Source organism: Rhizobium sp. N621 (genome assembly GCF_001664325.1).
In the GTDB taxonomy this organism is placed as follows: Bacteria; Pseudomonadota; Alphaproteobacteria; order Rhizobiales; family Rhizobiaceae; genus Rhizobium; species Rhizobium esperanzae.
The window spans coordinates 41764-60000 of the sequence record NZ_CP013495.1 but is presented as its reverse complement, the minus strand read 5'-3'; the positions used below and the strand labels follow the sequence as shown (position 1 = coordinate 60000).

Genomic DNA, 18237 nt, shown 5'->3' with positions numbered 1-18237 from the left:
ACTGGGAGCGCTCGACAAGGATGGCGCGTTAACCGTCCGCGGCAAGATGATGCGCGATCTCGCTCTGCCGGCGCGGCTTGCCGCCATGGTCGTCTCATCAGGCGAATCGGGCCATGCCCGGGAGGCGGCGATGATTGCCGTGCTCCTGACCGAACAGGGGCTTGGCGGACCGAGCATCGACATTGAGGACCGGCTGCGGCGCTTCAAGGCTGAGCGCGGCGAAAGAGCCGATGCCTCGCGGCGGCTGGCGGGGCGGCTGGCTGCCGGCCTCGATACCGTCACCAGGGCCGCACCTGTACTGGCGGGTCAGCTTCTGCTGCATGCCTTCCCGGATCGGATCGCGCTTCAGCGCGGCGGGCGCGGGCGATTCGTGATGGCGAACGGGCGGGGAGCGGAACTGCCGGAAACCGAGAGGCTCGCCGGCAGCCAGATGCTCGTCATCGCCGATCTCACCGGACGCGCGGCACAGGGGCGGATTCTGGCGGCGGCCGAAGTGACTCGTGCGGATATCGAAGCCGAACTGCCTGGCGAGATCAGAACCGATGACCAGACATTCTTCGACCGGCAAAGCCGGCAGGTGCGGGCGCGGCGGGCAACCCGGCTCGGCGCGATCGTCTTCGAAGAGACGCCGTTGCCGCGTCCTTCCGGGGCCGCCATCACTCAGGCGCTGATGGAGGGCGTGCGCGAACTGGGGCTCGATCAGCTCGCCTTCTCGAAGGAGGCCCTGCAGCTTCGCGAACGGATCGGTTTCCTTCATCGGACGATCGGTGATCCCTGGCCCGATGTCAGCGACGATGCTCTGCTTTCCCGGCTGGAGGAATGGTTCGCTCCCTTCCAGGAAGACGCCCGCAGCCTCTCCGAGATTTCTGCGGCAGGACTCACGAACGGGCTGATGTCGCTGGTGCCGCACGAGCTGCAGCGCGATCTTAGCCGGCTTGCGCCGACGCATTTCGAGGCGCCGACCGGTCAAAGACATCCTATCCAATATGAGGGCGAGGAGCCCATCTTGACGATCCGGGTGCAGGAGTTGTTCGGGCTCAAACAGCATCCAGCGGTCGCCGGAGGCCGCCTGCCGCTGCTCCTGGAGCTGACGTCGCCGGCGCACCGGCCGATCCAGACGACGCGCGACCTGCCCGGTTTCTGGGCGGGCTCGTGGAAGGACGTACGCGCCGAGATGCGTGGACGCTATCCGCGCCATCCCTGGCCGGAGCGGCCGGAAGAGGCGTTACCGACGACACGGGCAAAACCACGTGGTACATGAGAGCCATCAAGGAGCCCCGGCATGATCGACAAGCCCGGCGTGATCGACAAGACGCAAAGCCATACGCTGGAAGACCGGCACAGCAGCCGCAGACTGCGGCTGCAGACGCTGGTGCGGCTGCGCTGGCTTGCCGTCGGCGGCCAGGCGCTGACGGTGTTCATCGTCGCCTTCTGGCTGAAATTTCCCTTGCCGCTGATCGCCAGCTCTTCGCTGATCGCCGCCCTTGCCTGGGTGAATTTCTACCTGACGATCCGCTATCCGCCGACGCACCGGCTGGCGCCGCCGGCCGCCTTCGCTTTGCTTGGCTTCGATCTCCTGCAGCTCTGCGCGCTGCTCTTCATCACCGGCGGCCTCGCCAATCCCTTCGCCGCACTCGTCTGCGTGCCCGTTATCATCTCCTTTGCCTCACAGCCGATCCGCTACAGCACGGCGCTGATCGGCTTTGCGATGGTCTGCATTACAGTGCTTGCCTTTTCGCCTTTCCCGCTGCCCTGGTTCGACGGGGTCGAGATCAATGTCCACAACGTCATGCAGTTCGGCGTCTGGTGCTCGATCGCCTCGACCATGGCCTTTGCCGCCTTCTATGCCTATCGCGTCTCGATGGAAGCAAGCCAGCTTGCCGATGCGCTGGCCGCGACCGAACTGGTGCTGCAGCGGGAAAAGCATCTCTCGCAGCTTGACGGCCTGGCTGCCGCCGCTGCTCATGAACTCGGCACGCCGCTTGCCACGATCAGCGTCGTCGCCAAGGAAATGGAGCGCGAGCTCAAGGACGATGATCGCTTTCGCGAGGATGTCATGCTGTTGCGGAGCCAGAGCGAACGCTGCCGTGACATTCTGCGGCGGCTGACGACGCTCTCCTCGGAAGGCGAGGCGCATATGCGCCGGCTGCCGCTTTCCTCGATGATCGAAGAGGTCGTCGCGCCGCACCGGGAATTCGGCATCACGCTCGAGCTTATCGAAAAAAGCCCACGCAAAAGCGAGCCGGTCACCGACCGCAATGCCGGCATCATGTACGGACTCGGAAACCTCATCGAAAATGCCGTCGATTATGCCAGGGAAAAAGTGACCATCACCGTCGAGCACGATCACGACAAAGTGCTGATCGTCATCGAGGACGACGGCAACGGTTATTCGCCTGACATTCTGACACGAATCGGCGAGCCCTATGTGACCAAGCGACAGAAGGAAGATACTGCCGGCGGCCTCGGGCTCGGCCTTTTCATCGCCAAGACGCTGCTGGAGCGTTCCGGCGCATCGCTGGTTTTCGAGAACCGCGAGCCGGAAAGAGCCGGCGCGCGCATCCGCATCGAATGGCCACGGATGCTGATCGACGCAAATTCGACAAAATGACTTTATCGGCATAAGTAGAAAAACGGTTGACCAAGATCGGGCGTTCGACCGTCGGGACTCGAGACGATGACAGAACAGAATCAAGGAAATTTCGCCGCGTCGGATGAGGATCATATCGGTCCCGACGCCAGCCTGCTGATCGTCGATGACGACGGGCCATTCCTGCGCCGTCTCGCAAGGGCGATGGAGACGCGCGGCTTTCAGGTGGAAACGGCTGAGTCCGTGGCGGAAGGCGTTGCGAAATCGAAAGGCAGGCCGCCGAAATATGCGGTGGTTGACCTCCGGCTCGGCGACGGTAATGGCCTCGACGTCATCGAAGCGATCCGCCAGCGGCGCGACGACACGCGGATCATCGTGCTGACCGGCTACGGCAATATCGCAACGGCGGTGACGGCGGTAAAACTCGGAGCCGTCGATTATCTGGCCAAGCCTGCGGATGCCGACGACGTCTTTTCGGCGCTGACGCAACGGCCGGGCGAAAAGGCGGAACTTCCGGAGAATCCGATGTCGGCCGACCGCGTGCGCTGGGAACACATCCAGCGGGTCTATGAAATGTGTGAGCGCAACGTCTCGGAAACGGCACGCCGGCTCAATATGCACCGGCGAACGCTGCAGCGCATCCTTGCCAAACGCGCGCCGAAATAGACGAAACCTTCATCAGACATCATCCACGGTGAACGGTTTTCCGTTCGCCCATTCGGCCATCATCAGCCTTTGCGCGGCGGCACGCGAGAAACTGAGCGTGACGGATTTGCGCGTGGCCGGCGCCATGCGGTGCTCCGGCGCTTCGCGAATCATGTGGGCGCCATAGCCATCCGAGAGGAAGAGCCCGCATTCCTCCGGAAAGATGTCGAGCGGCACACCTTCATGAGTCGCAAAGAACAGGCGGTCGCAATGCAGCCTGTATTCCGGCCATTTGCGATCCACCCTGAAATCCTCGATCGATGTCTTGATTTCGATAATCCAGACTTCGCCCTTTTCCGAAAGCGTGATCAGATCGGCGCGGCGGCCGCTGGCGAGCGGTAGTTCCGGCAGCACGGCATGGCGCATTTCGTGCAGCAATATCTGCGTTCCGCGCCGCACCATCATGGCCCTGTCCGATTGCCGGCCATCGATTAACGGATTGTTATTGTAAACGCTCAAAATCGTCATGGATAACCATCCCGCGGGCTGGCCTGTTGTTGCAAAAAAACCATGCGCTTTTAATTTGCGCGGCAGACGGATTCCTCGCGCTGCAGCAGTCTTGCCAAGCGCAAGTTAATCGAAAATAAACCATAATCAACGATGGTCGAAAGACTGTTCTCCTCGCCCAAAAACTTCAAGAGTTAACTATGCGCATCCGCAATGCATTCCCTGTATTTGGCCTGCTGACGACGCTCGCACTGGCCGGCTGCTCCACCAATTCCGAAAGCGCATCCGTCGACGACAAGGGCGCAGGCCCGACGGTACAGACAGCTCAAATCTTCAACGACGCCTATGGCGTGACGAAGGATGCCGGATATTCCCTGCCGGCGATCCCAATCGACAGGGTGAAGCCGCAGTTCCGCCGCCAGGTGGTCAGCTACCAGACCACCGAGCGTCCAGGCACCATCATCGTCAATACGCGCGAGCGTTTCCTCTATTACATCCTGCCGAACGGCAAGGCGATGCGCTACGGCATCGGCGTCGGCAAGCAGGGCTTCGCATGGGCCGGCACTGCCTACGTCGCCTGGAAGCAGGAATGGCCGACCTGGCACCCGCCGAAGGAAATGGCTGAACGCCGCCCCGACGTCGCCAAATACGTCGAAGACGGTATGGGCCCCGGCCTCAGCAATCCTCTCGGCGCGCGCGCCATGTATCTCTTCAACGACGACGGCAAGGACACCCTGTTCCGCCTGCACGGCACGCCGGAATGGGCTTCGATCGGCACCGCCGCTTCCTCGGGCTGCATTCGCCTGATGAACCAGGACGTCATCGACCTCTACAGCCGCGTCCGTCCCGGCAAGGGGACCTCCAAGGTCATCGTCATCCAGTAGGCTAGATACCGAATTCGGTATAAAAAAGGCCGCCGGACTGTCGTCCCGGCGGCCTTTTCGTATTCTCGGTCACCCCGATTGTTTCGCCTTGAGCTCAAGGCGGCGGCGGTGAAGCACCGGTTCCGTATAGCCGTTCGGTTGCTCCCTGCCCTTGAGGACGAGATCGAGGGCGGCCTGGAAGGCGACCGAATCATCGAAATTGCCGGCCATTGGCCGGTAGGCCGGATCCGACTCGTTCTGCCGATCGACGATGGCAGCCATGCGTTTCATCGTTTCGACGATCTGAGCTTCGGTGACGACCTTATGATGCAGCCAATTCGCCATGTGCTGGGCCGAAATGCGCAAGGTCGCGCGATCCTCCATCAGGCCGATATTGTTGATGTCGGGCACTTTCGAGCAGCCGACACCCTGATCGATCCAGCGCACGACATAGCCGAGGATACCCTGGGCATTGTTGTCGAGCTCTCGCTGGATTTCCTCCGGAGTCCAGTTCGGCCGCACCGCAACCGGCACGGAGAGAATGTCTGACAGTTTGGCGCGGGCCCGGTCCTTCAGCCCCTGTTGAACCCGGGCGACATTGACGCGGTGATAATGGGTGGCATGCAGGGTTGCAGCCGTCGGCGAAGGCACCCAGGCGGTATTGGCGCCGGCCTTGGGGTGGGCGATCTTCTGTTCCAGCATCGCCGCCATCAGGTCCGGCATCGCCCACATGCCCTTACCGATCTGCGCATGGCCGGAGAGGCCGCATTCCAGACCGATATCAACGTTCCAGTTCTCATAGGCCGATATCCACGCTGCCTGGCGCATATCGCCCTTGCGAATCATCGGACCGGCTTCCATCGAAGTATGGATCTCGTCGCCGGTGCGGTCGAGGAAACCGGTGTTGATGAAGACGACGCGCTCGCGGGCGGCACGAATGCACTCCTTGAGGTTGACCGTCGTGCGCCGCTCCTCGTCCATGATGCCCATCTTGATGGTGTTGCGCGCCATGCCGAGCGCATCTTCGACCCGGGAGAAAATCTCGACGGCGAAGGCGACCTCTTCTGGTCCATGCATCTTCGGCTTGACCACATACATAGAGCCGGTGCGGGAATTCTTCTTCCGGCCGGCGGGACCGATATCGTAAAGCGCGATCAGAGCGGTGATGACGGCATCCATGATGCCCTCAGGCACTTCGTCGCCGTCCTTGTCGAGGATCGCGGGATTGGTCATGAGGTGGCCGACATTGCGCACCAGCATCAACGAACGGCGATGCACCTCGAACGAAGCGCCATCCGGGCCGTTATAGTCCAGATCCGGGCTGAGCTCGCGGATGAAGGTCGTTCCGCCCTTTGCCACCTCTTCCTGCAGATCGCCCTTCATCAGGCCGAGCCAGTTGCGATAGACGACGACCTTATCTTCAGCATCGACGGCGGCAATCGAATCCTCGCAGTCCATGATCGTGGTGATCGCCGATTCCAGCCAGACATCGGAAATATGGGCCGGATCGGCCTTGCCGATCGCCGTTGTCGGGTCGATGACGATATCGATATGAATGCCGTTATTCTTCAGGAGAATGCGGGTCGGCGCCGCGGCCTCACCGCGATAGCCGGCAAAATGCCCGCCATCCCCGAGCATTGTCTGCTCGCCGTCGACCGATCTGACGACGAGCGTTCCGTCCTTGACGGCGAAGCTGCCGACATCCTTCCAGCGGCTGTCCTGGAGCGGCGCCGCCGTATCCAGGAAATCACGCACCCAGGCGATGACCTTTTCGCCGCGCTTCGGATTGTAGCCCTTGCCCTTCTCGGCGCCGTCGCTCTCGGGAATGGCGTCGGTGCCGTAGAGCGCGTCATAAAGCGAGCCCCAGCGGGCATTGGCGGCGTTCAGGGCGTAACGCGCATTCATCACGGGAACGACGAGCTGCGGACCGGCGATCGAGGCGATCTCTGGATCGACCTTTCCGGTCGAGACCTGGAAGTCCGATCCTTCCGGCAGAAGGTAGCCGATGCTGCGGAGAAAGGACTGATATTCGTCCATATCCACCGGGGCGCCATGCTGGCCATACCAGTCATCGATCTTCGTCTGCAGCTCGTCGCGTTTGGCGAGCAGCGCGCGATTGCGCGGGGCGAGATCGTGGACGATCGCCGAAAAATCGGCAAAGAACCTGTCCGCATCGATCGCCAGACCCGGCAGAACCTCCTGCGTCAGGAAATCGTGAAGGACGGTTTCGATGGCAAGACCGTTCTTATCAATGCGGCTCATGCGATATTCTCCCTGGCAACGCCTGTGAATGCTGCCACTTTGCCCGGCTTTCATTCACAGTCAATTCCGCAATAGTTCGAAAGATTTATGCCGTTCGGGAAATTATGCGCGACGTCACGCGCATGGGAAGCCCGTTCTGAGGCTGAGTCGTCAGTTTCTGCACCGGCCAGGGATTGGTGGTTGCTGTCTGATCGAAACGGAATCGGTGCATCATCACGGCCAGTGCGATCACCGCCTCCTGCAGCGCGAAGGTCGCGCCGATGCAGACGCGCGGGCCGGCGCCGAATGGCAGAAACTGGAAGCGACCGATGCTGCCGCGGTTTCCCGGCAGGAAGCGCTCCGGCATATAGGCGCGCGGCTTTTCCCAATAAAGTTCGTGGCGATGCAGCGTCCAAGGCATGATGAGCACGGTGATGTCGGCCGGTATTTCGACCTTTTCGCCTTTGGCGTTTATCCAGAGGTCATCGGCGATCGCGGCGCGATTGATGGAAGGTGCGGGCGGATAAAGCCTGAGAGCTTCTTCAAAGGCCGCCCGCGTCACCGGCATCAGATCCAGCCATTCCACCGGTTCGGCGCCGGTTGCAAGAACAGCGTCGATTTCCGTCTCCATCGCCTCGCGAATATGCGGGCTGTTGGCCACACAATAGAGCGTCCAGGCAAGCGCACGTGCCGTCGTCTCGTGCCCGGCGCCGATGAAAGTCAGGATATTGTCCTCGATCTCCTCCTTGGTCAGGCCATCCGGACCTGCCTGTTCCAGGAGCAGCGTCAGAAAATCTTCCGGTGCGGCGGCGCGATCGGCCTTCATCTTCGCCAGACGCATATCCATGGTGTCGCGAACGATCGCCCTGAATTTTTCCAGCACCTTCTGACCGCCAATACGGGTGAGACGCGGCACCCAGGCGGGCGCGCGCAGCAGGTCCATCGGGTCGATGCGGCCCATGCGGTGGAGAAGCTGATTGACGTCGTCGGCGAAATGACCGCTCGACGAGACGATTTCGCCGGAAAAGAGCGTCTCGGCAAGAATAGCAAAGGTCAGATCGGTCATGTCGCTGGCGATATCGAAGACCTGGCCAGCCGCATCGACGTTCTCGTATTTGCGGACGAAATCTTCCGATTGCCGCAGCATCTGGCCGGCAAAACCTTTGGCGTGGCGCGGCGTGAAGACCGGCGCGACCGCCTTTCGCGATCGCTTCCAGACCTGGCCTTCCGCCGTCAACAACCCATCACGCAGGATCGGCCGCAGCACCAACTGGCGAATGTCGGACATGCGGTAATTGGCGGCGTTGTCGACCAGTACGTGCTTGATCAAGCCGGGATCGTTGACGATGAGGGTGTGTTGCCCGAAGAAACTCGTCTTGATCCAGGGCAAAGTATAAGAAGGCTCGCCCCAGAGTTCGAGCGGGTTGCGCAGGATGATTCGGATGATATCCAGCCGGCTCGGGGGCACGGTGCGCGGCAGCGGTGCCGGCGGAACGAAGGGGTCCGGACGCATGTCCATCGTCAAAGCCTTTCAGGGAAGAGCGACGCCTTCCCGGCAAGCTTGAAGCTAGAGCAGGCCCTTGAGTTCGTCCAGCTTGTCGTTGATCAGCCAGCCGTAATAATTCTCTTCGGGCCAAACGGTCGCGCCGGAAGAGCGGTTTTTCGCAGCCAGGGCTGCGGCACGCTGGCGTGAGTTGCCGACATTGTAAAGCGTCGCCGTCAGGCCGGGGTTGCCTGAGATGTCCATGCCGGCAATCTCCTTGTAATCATCGATCGACCGGCGGATCGAGGCCGCGACGAAGGCGAGCGAGATGTCGGGATCCATGATCGCCTTATAGACGTCGCCGGCATTCTTCTCGCTCAGCTTCGGATAGCCGGAGATGCGGCTGACGAGATCGGAAAGCATCAGCGCCGTCAGGGGATTGACCTGGCCGAGGCCGAAGGTCTGGCCGGCGTAAAAGGGCTGGAAGAAGACCGCGCTGAAGCGGTTGTTGGGGAAGCTCTCGCCGCCCACCGTCTTGCCGCGGAAATCGCTTTCCCAGACATCTTCGCGGCAGGACCAGAGCGTGTAGGAATCATTCTTGCCCTTGCACTGCGCAAATTGCGGCCGCGCCACGAAATCATCGACGTTTTCGCCGTCATAGGCGAAGCGGAAACTTTCCCCGGCATAGGAGGCCGCCTTGACATAATAGGCCTGCAGCCGGTCGTAGGCGTCGACATTATAAGTATGTTCGCCGACGATCGCGCCGATGACATGGATAGGATTGATGCCGTAAGCGCTGGAAACCTTGCGGATCTTGGCCATCAGCTCGCGATCGGTCGCGAGAAGCTCATGGACCTTCTCATATTTCAGATCGAAGCTGCTCTTGGTGCCCTTGGTGCGGCGGACGGACGCGCCGGGAATATCGGGCTGCTCAGCATGGCGATTGCCGGCCGGCACCGTCTGCATGGCGAAGGCAGGTGCCGAATTCACCAGGGCAACGGCAATCAAAAGGCTTGTCAAAAGGCGTCGCACGATCCGCTATCCCGTCCGTTCATCGTCCTGTTCGCGATGCGGCTGACTGGACCAGAATCTTGGCCGAATAAAGCCGCGGCGAAAAACAAAACGGGCCTTCACTAAAAAGGAAAAGGCCCGCTGTCGATAGTCGAGGTCAACAGAATGCGGCATTCACATCGGTAAAGCCATGAACCGGTGCGTCGATATCACAGGATGAAGCGTGACAGGTCGGTATTCTGCGCGAGATCGCCGACATGTTCGCGCACATAGGCTGCATCGATCGTGATGGCTGCCCCGGCCCGATCGGGCGCATTGTAGGAAATATCGTCCAACACCCGCTCCATCACCGTCTGCAGCCGGCGTGCGCCGATATTCTCGACCGAGGAGTTCAAGTGCACGGCGACATCGGCGAGGGCATCGATCGCGTCCTCGGTGAAATCGAGGTTCAGATTTTCGGTTTCCATCAACGCCCTATACTGGCGGATGAGGCTTGCTTCGGTTTCCGTCAGGATCCGGCGGAAGTCCTCCTTGTTCAGCGGACGCAACTCGACGCGGATCGGCAGGCGACCCTGCAGCTCCGGCAAGAGATCCGAGGGTTTGGAAACATGGAAGGCGCCGGAGGCGATGAAGAGGATATGGTCCGTCTTCACAGGCCCGTATTTGGTCGAAACCGTCGTGCCTTCGACGAGTGGCAGGAGATCGCGCTGGACACCTTCGCGCGAAACGCCGGCGCCCATGCCGCCGTCGCGGGCGGCGATCTTGTCGATCTCGTCGAGGAAGACGATGCCGTCGTTTTCGGTAGAGCGGACGGCCTCGCGCTGGATCACCTCGTTGTCGATCAGCTTATCGGATTCATCGCGGATCAGATCGGTATAGGAAGCCTTGACCGTCGTGCGGACCTTCTTGGTGCGGCCGCCCATCGCCTTGCCGAACATTTCCGACAGGTTGAGCACGCCGATATTGGCGCCCGGCATGCCGGGTATTTCGAAGCCGCCCATGCCGGAACCGGCATCGGCCACCTCGATGTCGATTTCCTTGTCGTCGAGCTCGCCGTCTCTGAGCTTCTTGCGGAAACTTTCGCGGGTGGCCGGTGAAGCGGTGGTGCCGACCAGCGCGTCGAGCACGCGTTCCTCGGCGCTCACATGCGCCTTGGCCTGCACCTCGGCCCGCTTCTTCTCGCGCACCAGGCCGATACCGACCTCGACCAGATCGCGGATGATCTGCTCGACATCACGGCCGACATAACCGACTTCGGTGAACTTGGTGGCTTCTACCTTGATGAAAGGCGCGCCGGCGAGTTTTGCCAGACGGCGGGAAATCTCCGTCTTACCGACACCGGTCGGGCCGATCATCAGGATGTTTTTTGGCATGACTTCGTCGCGCAGGCTCGGGTCGAGCTGCTGGCGACGCCAGCGATTGCGTAGCGCAATTGCGACGGCGCGTTTGGCATCATGCTGGCCGATGATGTAGCGATCGAGTTCGGAAACGATCTCGCGGGGGGAAAAGGTCGTCATTGCGTATCATTCTCCTGGCGGTCCGGAGCCATCGGCGCCCGGCCGCAATTCGTTGTTTCGTCGCGGCAGGTCATCCGCGGCAGCAGCCGGAAGGCCCGGGATTCAGCTTTCGACGTCCAGCAGTTCCACCACGATATTGTGGTTGGTGTAGACGCAGATGTCGGCGGCGATATCGAGGGCGCGCCGGGCGATCTCTTCGGCCGATTTGTCGGTATCCATCAGTGCACGGGCGGCGGCGAAGGCAAAATTGCCGCCAGAACCGATCGCCGTCGTGCCATGTTCGGGCTCCAGAACATCGCCGTTGCCGGTGATTGCCAGCGTGATCGATTTGTCGGCGACGAGCATCATGGCTTCGAGATTACGCAGGTATTTGTCGGTGCGCCAGTCCTTGGCGAGCTCGACGGCGGCGCGCATCAGCTGGCCGGGATATTGCTCCAGCTTCTTTTCAAGTCTTTCGAGCAGAGTGAAGGCGTCCGCCGTGGCGCCGGCGAAACCGGCGATCACCTCGCCCTTGCCGATGCGCCGCACCTTGCGGGCATTGCCCTTCATGACGGTCTGGCCGAGGCTCACCTGGCCATCGCCCGCCATCACCACCTTGCCGCCTTTTCGAACTGTAATGATTGTTGTCATAAAACACCTGTCTGCCCATGACGCGGGCCTTTACACGAGACCGCAAACCGGCCCTTGTTGAACCCTATGTAAGCAGGCCGGAGCCGATTGCAAATGGGCGGGCTTTTCTCCTGCCCGGCTTCTGGATATTTGCCGATGCGCCTGATAAGGAACGGCCTTATTCCGATGGAGGGCCACATGGCCGAGACCGCAGCAAGCCGCACGGGCAGCGTTTCCCGCAAGACCAACGAGACCTCGATTTCCGTTTCCGTTAATCTCGACGGCACCGGCAAATCGAAGATTTCGACCGGCGTCGGCTTCTTCGACCATATGCTCGACCAGCTTTCGCGGCATTCCCTCATCGACATGGAAATCGACGCCAAGGGCGACCTGCATATCGACGATCATCATACAGTCGAAGATACCGGCATTGCGATCGGTCAGGCGATCTCGAGAGCGCTCGGCGACCGCCGGGGCATCACACGCTATGCTTCGATCGATCTCGCCATGGACGAGACGATGACCAAGGCTGCGGTCGATCTTTCGGGTCGTCCCTTCCTCGTCTGGAATGTCGCCTTCAGCGCGCCGAAGATCGGCACCTTCGACACGGAACTCGTGCGCGAATTCTTCCAGGCGCTCGCTCAGAACGCCGGCATCACCTTACATATTCTCAACCATTATGGCGCCAACAACCACCATATTGCCGAGACATGCTTCAAGGCGGTCGCCCGCGCATTGCGCGCAGCGACAGAGATCGATGCGAGACAGGCGGGCCGTGTTCCCTCAACGAAGGGCACGCTCGTCTGAGCCCCTCAGGGAGCGGCGACAATGACCTCAAGCTACATTTTCCTGACACCGCCCGGCGGGGCGAGCGTAGCGACCGATGAGGTGCGCACGATTCGCGACGGCTTCACCTGGCTCGGCTTCCTGTTTCCATGGGTTTGGCTGCTGGTGCACCGGCTATGGCTGCATGCGGCCGCGGCGTTTCTCTTGCAGGGAATCGGCGGCGCACTGATGGACGAACCCGGTCTGGGGCCGGCGGGCGCGGCGATCATGCTGGGCGTGAATATAATGGTCGGTCTCGAGGGCCAGAATTTCCGCAGCCGCAACCTTGCCGCCAAGGGCTGGAATGAGGACGCCCTCATTGCAGCCGATAAGCTCGATATTGCCGAGCAGGTCTATTTTGCTGACAAGACGGTCCCTGCGGCGAGTGAAGACACGGTCGCACCGGACTGGCAGACCAAGCCCGGTGCAAACAGCCCGCGTGGCCAGGCCACATCGCTTGGTCTCTTTGGTTTTGATGGAGGACGCTGACGATGCGCGTCGCGATTATCGACTACGGTTCCGGCAACCTTCGTTCGGCGACCAAGGCATTCGAACGTGCCGCGCGCGAGGCGGGCATCGATGCCCACATCGATCTCACTGATAAGGCGGAGGACGTTGCTGCGGCCGATCGTATCGTGCTGCCCGGCGTCGGCGCATACGCCGATTGCCGGCGCGGACTGGACGCCGTGCCCGGGATGAGCGACATGCTGATCGAGGCTGTCGAGAACAAGGCGCGGCCTTTCCTCGGCATCTGCGTCGGCATGCAGCTCATGTCGTCGCGTGGTCTGGAGAAGACCGTGACACACGGCTTCGGCTGGATCCCAGGCGACGTCATCGAGATGACACCTGGCGATCCCGCCTTGAAAATTCCGCAGATCGGCTGGAACACGCTCGACCTGAAGCGCGAACATCCGCTGTTCGACGGCATTCCCACCGGGCCGCAGGGACTGCACGCCTATTTCGTGCATTCCTATCATCTTGCCGCCCAAAACCCCGAGGATGTCATTGCGACCGTCGATTATGGCGGGTCGATGACCGCCCTCGTCGGGCGCGACAACATGGTGGGCGCCCAGTTTCACCCGGAAAAGAGCCAGAAGCTCGGCCTCGCCCTGATCGCCAATTTCCTGCGCTGGAATCCGTAATACCTCCGCCTTATTTCCTCTTTATGGAAAGGCGGAACAGGAGTGCACTCGATGCCGGCTTGGCGGAAATCAGGCAAGGTGTTCTATATGCTGCGGCCCTCCAGGGAGGCTCTGCCTCCCTTCTCGGATATCCGGCTTCCCGACGGGACGATCATTCGCCGCGTCGACGAAGCCCTCCATAAAAGAGCGCTTTCCAACGCGGCCAAGGCATTGAAAGAAAGGCTGGACCGATGATCCACGAATTCCTTGCCGGCAACGAGAATTCGCAGCTGCGCGCCAATGGGATCAATGCAAATGATATCACCGAAGCCGTGCTGGAATTCTATATCGAAGGCGAAGACGATCTGATCGGCCTGCTTGCCTATGCCCTTTACGAGCGGCAAAAGCGCGATTTCGTCGTCAGCTATCGCAAGCGGAATGCCGGCCGTTCGCCCAATGAGGCCGAGCTTGCCGCCGTTTCCAGCAACTATCTCTCCACCGACCTGCGCAATACGCTGCGCGATCGCGCCTCGCAGATTCTTTCGAGCTATGCCGAGACCTATGTGGAGGCGATGGAGCCCGAAATCCGGCTCGCCGCCATCAACAGCGACGCGCTGCGGCGGGCGCGCGAGATCGAGACATCGGTGAAGAAGCGCCTCGGCTTCTGGCGCCAGGTGCGTGCCGGCTTCATCGTCATCCTTCTGCTTCTGCTGCTTTTGAGCGCAGCCGCCATTGCCGCTGTCTTTTTCCGCTCGGATATCGTAGATGCGTGGAATGCGCTGATGGCAGCGATCACTCTACGGACGTAAGACGACATGATCCTTTTTCCCGCGATCGATCTGAAGGGCGGCCAATGCGTTCGTCTCAAGCTCGGCGACATGCAACAGGCGACGGTTTACAACACCGACCCGGCCGCCCAGGCGAAGTCCTTCGAAGACCAGGGTTTCGAATGGCTGCACGTGGTCGACCTCGACGGCGCCTTCGCGGGACATTCGGCCAATGGCGATGCCGTCGAGGCGATCCTGAAGGCGACGAAGAATCCGGTGCAGCTCGGCGGCGGCATCCGCACGCTCGACCACATCGAAGCCTGGCTGTCGCGCGGGCTGCGGCGGGTCATCCTCGGCACCGTCGCCGTCAGAAATCCTGAGCTGGTCATCGAGGCCTGCCGGAAGTTCCCCGGCCAAGTCGCCGTCGGCATCGATGCCAAGGGCGGCAAGGTGGCGGTCGAGGGCTGGGCGGAGGCTTCCGAACTCGGCATCATCGAGCTTGCCAGGAAATTCGAGGGCGCCGGCGTTGCCGCGATCATCTACACCGATATCGACCGCGACGGCATCCTGACCGGCATCAACTGGAGCTCGACGCTGGAACTCGCCGATACCGTTTCCATTCCCGTTATCGCTTCGGGCGGCCTGGCCTCCATCGCAGATATCAAGCGCATGCTGCAGCCCGACGCGCAGAAGCTGGAAGGGGCGATTTCAGGCCGGGCGCTTTACGACGGCCGCATCGACCCCAAGGAAGCGCTGGCGCTGATCAAGGCCAACAGGGCCAAGGAGACTGCGTAATGACCCTCAAGGCCCGTGTCATTCCCTGCCTCGACGTCAAGGACGGCCGCGTCGTCAAGGGCGTCAATTTTCTCAATCTCGTCGATGCCGGCGATCCGGTCGAAGCGGCGAAGGCCTATGACGCAGCCGGCGCCGACGAGCTCTGTTTCCTCGACATCACTGCTTCCTCGGACAATCGCGAGACGATTTTCGATGTCGTGTCGCGCACAGCCGATCAATGCTTCATGCCGCTGACGGTCGGAGGCGGGGTCAGAACCATCGCCGACATCCGCAAGCTCTTGCTTTGCGGCGCCGACAAGGTGTCGATCAACTCGGCAGCTGTCAGCAATCCCGATTTCGTCGCCGAGGCGGCCGACAAGTTCGGCGACCAGTGCATCGTAGTCTCGATCGACGCCAAGCGCAGGCGCACGCAAGCGGTCGGCGGCGACAATCTCAGCGCCTGGGAAATCTATACGCATGGCGGCCGCAACGCGACCGGCATCGATGCCGTCGAATTCGCGCAGAAGATGGTGGCGCGTGGGGCCGGCGAACTGCTGGTCACCTCCATGGACCGCGACGGCACTAAGGTCGGCTACGACCTGGAGCTCACGCGGACGATCGCCGATGCCGTGCGTGTGCCGGTCATTGCGTCCGGCGGTGTCGGCGATCTCGACGATCTCGTCGCCGGGGTGAAGGAAGGCCATGCCAATGCAGTGCTCGCCGCATCGATCTTCCACTTCGGCACCTATACCGTCAGCGAAGCGAAGCACTATATGTCGAAGTGCGGCATCGACATGCGTCTCGACTGAACTCTGAGAGCAGACAATGAGCGGATTTTCCCTTTCCGACCTCGAACGCATCGTCGAAGAGCGATCGAAAGCCTCACCGGAGCAGTCCTGGACAGCCAAACTCGTGGCTGCCGGCCAGCCAAAGGCGGCGAAGAAGCTCGGCGAAGAGGCCATCGAAGCGGTGATGGCGGCGGTGACCAGCGATCGCGACAATCTGACCTATGAGGCCGCCGATGTGCTCTATCACCTATTGGTCGTATTGAAGATTGCTGAAATACCGCTAGAGAATGTCATGGCCGAACTCCAGCGCAGAACCGCGCAGTCCGGTCTCAAGGAAAAGGCCAGCCGGCAGAGTTCATGAGTATCGCGACTGAGATTATCGGGGTGCCGGAGATATTGGATCACTTCCAGTCTGAATCCTATTCGCCCTACCATTTCTTCTCTTCCGAGCAATGGGCGAAATTCCGCGCCGACACGCCGCTGACGCTGACCGGCGACGAGGTCAAGCGGCTGCGCTCAATGGGCGACCCGATCGATCTCGACGAGGTCCGGCGCATCTATCTGTCGCTGTCGCGCCTGCTCTCGTCGCATGTCGAATCCTCGCAGATGCTGTTCGACCAGCGCAACCGCTTTCTCAGCATGTCGGATGTGACAAAAACGCCTTTCGTCATCGGCATCGCCGGCTCGGTCGCTGTGGGAAAATCGACCACAGCCCGTATCCTGAAGGAGCTCCTGGGCCGCTGGCCTTCCAGCCCGAAGGTCGATCTCATCACTACGGACGGCTTCCTCCACCCGAACGCGGTGCTGCAGCGGGAAAAGCTGATGCAGCGCAAGGGTTTCCCGGAAAGCTACGATACCGGCGCGATCCTGCGCTTCCTCTCGGCGATCAAGGCCGGGCGGCCCGATGTGAAGGCGCCGTGTTATTCGCATCTCGTCTATGACGTGCTGCCGGACGAATACAAGATCGTCGACCGTCCCGACATTCTGATCTTCGAAGGCATCAACGTGCTGCAATCGCGCGACCTGCCGGCCGACGGCAAGATCGTGCCGATGGTGTCCGACTTCTTCGACTTCTCGATCTATATCGATGCCGCGGAAGACCAGATCCACAACTGGTATGTGACGCGCTTCATGCGGCTGCGGGAAACCGCCTTCCGCGATCCCAACTCCTATTTCCATCGCTACGCCTCGATCACCGATGCGGAAGCGCTTGAAATCGCCGAAGATCTCTGGACGAACATCAACCTGAAGAACCTGCGGCAGAACATCCTGCCGACGCGGCCGCGCGCCGATCTCATCCTGAAAAAGGGCAAGGATCATCTGATCGAACAAGTCGCGCTCAGAAAACTATAGCAGGCGATCAATTTTCACGGACGAACACGGCGCAGCGTCAGATTGATGCGGCCGCCGTTCTTCAACAGCGTCGATGTCGCGGGGTAAATGCGGTCGACGCCATGATAACAAAGCCTCCCCTCGCCGCCCAGCACGACCAGATCGCCGCTCGCAAGCTTGAAGGATAGCGTGCTATCATTGCGATTGAGGCCGCCGACCCGGAAGAGGCAACTGTTGCCGAGCGAGACCGAGACGACCGGCGCCTGCAGATCCTGCTCGTCCTTATCCTGATGCAAGCCCATGCGGGCGTCGTCCGAATAGAAATTGACGAGGCAGGCCTCCGGCGGCTTCCCATAGCCGGAAACATCATTCCAGATATCAAGCAAAAGCTTCGGCATCTCAGGCCAGGGCCTGCCGGTCGCCGGATGCGTCGACTGATAACGATAGCCCCGCTCCTTGTCCGTCACCCAGCCGAGCGGCCCGCAATTGGTCATCCTGACCGACATCGGCTTGCCGGTGCCGGGCATGGCGGGCACATAGAGCGGCGCTTCGGCGACGACGGCACGGATCACCTCGACCAATGCTTCCTGGCGAGTCCGGTCGAGATATCCCGGCAGATGGCGGATGCCGTTCAGGAGCTCGGGCATGTCATTCACCGCCGCCGGGGCGGCCGCGCATTTTCTTGACTTCCGAGCGGCCGGATTTCTCCTTCAGACGGCGCTCGACCGAACCTTTGGTCGGCTTGGTCTTCTTGCGCGGCGGCGGCGGCGGCTTGGCCGCCTCCAGAATCAATTCCTTCAGCCGCTCGCGCGCATCCTCGCGGTTGCGGTCCTGGCTGCGAAAGCGGCTCGCCTCAATCATCAGCACGCCGTCCTTCGACATACGCCGGCCGGCGAGCTTGATCGCGTTGGCCTTGACGCGATCATTGAGGGAAGGCGAATTCGCAATGTTGAAGAACAGTTGGACCGCGGTCGAAACCTTGTTGACGTTCTGCCCACCGGGACCGCCCGCCAGAACGAACTGTTCCGTCAGCTCCCATCCCGCGATGGTGATCCTGTCATCGATGTAGAGCGCGTCGCTGGCCATGCGGCGTTCTATCTCATATCGGCCGGCAATTGAAAACATCGGCCATCAACGAGAAAACCCGGCTATCCTGCGATGCCG

Annotated in this window: 21 protein-coding genes (1 of these 21 only partly in view); 13 read left to right on the top strand and 8 right to left on the bottom strand. The window is 61.2% G+C overall.

Going from position 1 to position 18237, the window contains the following annotated elements; translation table 11 throughout:
- From hrpB to AMK00_RS00285, 3 genes are all read left to right on the top strand, one after another.
- A protein-coding gene (gene hrpB, locus AMK00_RS00295; protein WP_064809175.1) for an ATP-dependent helicase HrpB crosses the window boundary here: on the top strand, positions 1-1261 show its 3' portion. 1205 nt of this gene lie to the left of the window's left edge; only the last 1261 of its 2466 coding nucleotides appear in the window; its start codon lies beyond the left edge, outside the window; it ends in the stop codon at positions 1259-1261.
- A 21-nt stretch (positions 1262-1282) separates the two neighbouring features.
- Positions 1283-2611 (top strand): ActS/PrrB/RegB family redox-sensitive histidine kinase, encoded by a 1329-nt coding sequence (locus AMK00_RS00290; protein ID WP_064809174.1) that lies wholly within the window; start codon positions 1283-1285, stop codon positions 2609-2611.
- Positions 2612-2677: 66 nt separating this feature from the next.
- Positions 2678-3256: an ActR/PrrA/RegA family redox response regulator transcription factor gene (locus tag AMK00_RS00285; protein WP_011423459.1), complete on the top strand. Its 579-nt coding sequence runs from the start codon at positions 2678-2680 to the stop codon at positions 3254-3256.
- 12 nt (positions 3257-3268) lie between these two features.
- Here AMK00_RS00285 and AMK00_RS00280 read toward each other — a convergent pair whose 3' ends face one another.
- Entirely contained in the window at positions 3269-3763 is a 495-nt protein-coding gene (locus tag AMK00_RS00280; protein ID WP_011423458.1) for an MmcB family DNA repair protein, read from the bottom strand.
- 179 nt (positions 3764-3942) lie between these two features.
- On the opposite strand from AMK00_RS00280, the gene AMK00_RS00275 reads away from it, so the two are divergent.
- On the top strand, positions 3943-4626 hold the full coding sequence (locus tag AMK00_RS00275) for a L,D-transpeptidase (RefSeq protein WP_064800167.1): 684 nt from the start codon (positions 3943-3945) through the stop codon (positions 4624-4626).
- A 69-nt stretch (positions 4627-4695) separates the two neighbouring features.
- On the opposite strand, the gene AMK00_RS00270 is transcribed toward AMK00_RS00275, so the two are convergent.
- From AMK00_RS00270 to hslV, 5 genes are all read right to left on the bottom strand, one after another.
- Positions 4696-6867 (bottom strand): malate synthase G, encoded by a 2172-nt coding sequence (locus AMK00_RS00270; protein WP_064809173.1) that lies wholly within the window; start codon positions 6865-6867, stop codon positions 4696-4698.
- Positions 6868-6952: 85 nt separating this feature from the next.
- On the bottom strand, positions 6953-8365 hold the full coding sequence (locus tag AMK00_RS00265) for a cytochrome P450 (RefSeq protein WP_064809172.1): 1413 nt from the start codon (positions 8363-8365) through the stop codon (positions 6953-6955).
- Between the two features lie 48 nt (positions 8366-8413).
- Positions 8414-9361 carry a DUF1402 family protein gene (locus tag AMK00_RS00260; RefSeq protein WP_064809171.1) on the bottom strand — a complete coding sequence of 316 codons (948 nt, stop codon included), beginning with the start codon at positions 9359-9361 and terminating at the stop codon, positions 8414-8416.
- Between the two features lie 188 nt (positions 9362-9549).
- Positions 9550-10857 (bottom strand): ATP-dependent protease ATPase subunit HslU, encoded by a 1308-nt coding sequence (gene hslU, locus AMK00_RS00255; RefSeq protein WP_064708200.1) that lies wholly within the window; start codon positions 10855-10857, stop codon positions 9550-9552.
- A 102-nt stretch (positions 10858-10959) separates the two neighbouring features.
- Positions 10960-11487 carry an ATP-dependent protease subunit HslV gene (hslV, locus tag AMK00_RS00250; RefSeq protein WP_064800163.1) on the bottom strand — a complete coding sequence of 176 codons (528 nt, stop codon included), beginning with the start codon at positions 11485-11487 and terminating at the stop codon, positions 10960-10962.
- Between the two features lie 177 nt (positions 11488-11664).
- On the opposite strand from hslV, the gene hisB reads away from it, so the two are divergent.
- The 9 genes from hisB to coaA are packed head-to-tail and all read left to right on the top strand — an operon-like array spanning position 11665 to position 17094.
- The gene (hisB, locus tag AMK00_RS00245) at positions 11665-12273 is read left to right on the top strand and encodes an imidazoleglycerol-phosphate dehydratase HisB (RefSeq protein ID WP_064809170.1); all 609 of its coding nucleotides are present in this window, start codon (positions 11665-11667) and stop codon (positions 12271-12273) included.
- 21 nt (positions 12274-12294) lie between these two features.
- Positions 12295-12780 carry a DUF2628 domain-containing protein gene (locus AMK00_RS00240; RefSeq protein ID WP_064809169.1) on the top strand — a complete coding sequence of 162 codons (486 nt, stop codon included), beginning with the start codon at positions 12295-12297 and terminating at the stop codon, positions 12778-12780.
- A gap of 2 nt (positions 12781-12782) precedes the next feature.
- Positions 12783-13433 carry an imidazole glycerol phosphate synthase subunit HisH gene (gene hisH, locus AMK00_RS00235; protein WP_064800160.1) on the top strand — a complete coding sequence of 217 codons (651 nt, stop codon included), beginning with the start codon at positions 12783-12785 and terminating at the stop codon, positions 13431-13433.
- A 51-nt stretch (positions 13434-13484) separates the two neighbouring features.
- Positions 13485-13667: a hypothetical protein gene (locus AMK00_RS00230; protein ID WP_064800159.1), complete on the top strand. Its 183-nt coding sequence runs from the start codon at positions 13485-13487 to the stop codon at positions 13665-13667.
- Positions 13664-14221, top strand: coding sequence for a hypothetical protein (locus tag AMK00_RS00225; RefSeq protein WP_064809168.1), 558 nt, complete (start codon positions 13664-13666; stop codon positions 14219-14221). Before AMK00_RS00230 ends, AMK00_RS00225 begins: the two co-directional genes overlap by 4 nt.
- A gap of 6 nt (positions 14222-14227) precedes the next feature.
- Complete coding sequence (gene hisA, locus AMK00_RS00220) at positions 14228-14974, top strand: 1-(5-phosphoribosyl)-5-[(5-phosphoribosylamino)methylideneamino]imidazole-4-carboxamide isomerase (RefSeq protein ID WP_064800157.1); 747 nt, start codon at positions 14228-14230, stop codon at positions 14972-14974.
- On the top strand, positions 14974-15762 hold the full coding sequence (gene hisF / locus AMK00_RS00215; RefSeq protein WP_064800156.1) for an imidazole glycerol phosphate synthase subunit HisF: 789 nt from the start codon (positions 14974-14976) through the stop codon (positions 15760-15762). The genes hisA and hisF overlap by 1 nt, the downstream gene beginning before the upstream one ends.
- A gap of 16 nt (positions 15763-15778) precedes the next feature.
- Positions 15779-16102 carry a phosphoribosyl-ATP diphosphatase gene (locus AMK00_RS00210; RefSeq protein WP_064800155.1) on the top strand — a complete coding sequence of 108 codons (324 nt, stop codon included), beginning with the start codon at positions 15779-15781 and terminating at the stop codon, positions 16100-16102.
- A complete protein-coding gene (coaA, locus tag AMK00_RS00205) occupies positions 16099-17094 on the top strand; it encodes a type I pantothenate kinase (RefSeq protein WP_064696362.1) in 996 nt (331 codons plus the stop codon). The genes AMK00_RS00210 and coaA overlap by 4 nt, the downstream gene beginning before the upstream one ends.
- Before the next feature lie 14 nt (positions 17095-17108).
- Here the strand turns inward: coaA and AMK00_RS00200 are convergent, their stop codons facing one another.
- Together AMK00_RS00200 and arfB are read right to left on the bottom strand one after the other, a co-directional pair.
- Positions 17109-17720 carry an alpha-ketoglutarate-dependent dioxygenase AlkB family protein gene (locus AMK00_RS00200; protein WP_064800154.1) on the bottom strand — a complete coding sequence of 204 codons (612 nt, stop codon included), beginning with the start codon at positions 17718-17720 and terminating at the stop codon, positions 17109-17111.
- Between the two features lies 1 nt (position 17721).
- Positions 17722-18159, bottom strand: coding sequence for an alternative ribosome rescue aminoacyl-tRNA hydrolase ArfB (arfB, locus tag AMK00_RS00195; protein WP_064805811.1), 438 nt, complete (start codon positions 18157-18159; stop codon positions 17722-17724).
- Positions 18160-18237: the final 78 nt, after the last annotated feature.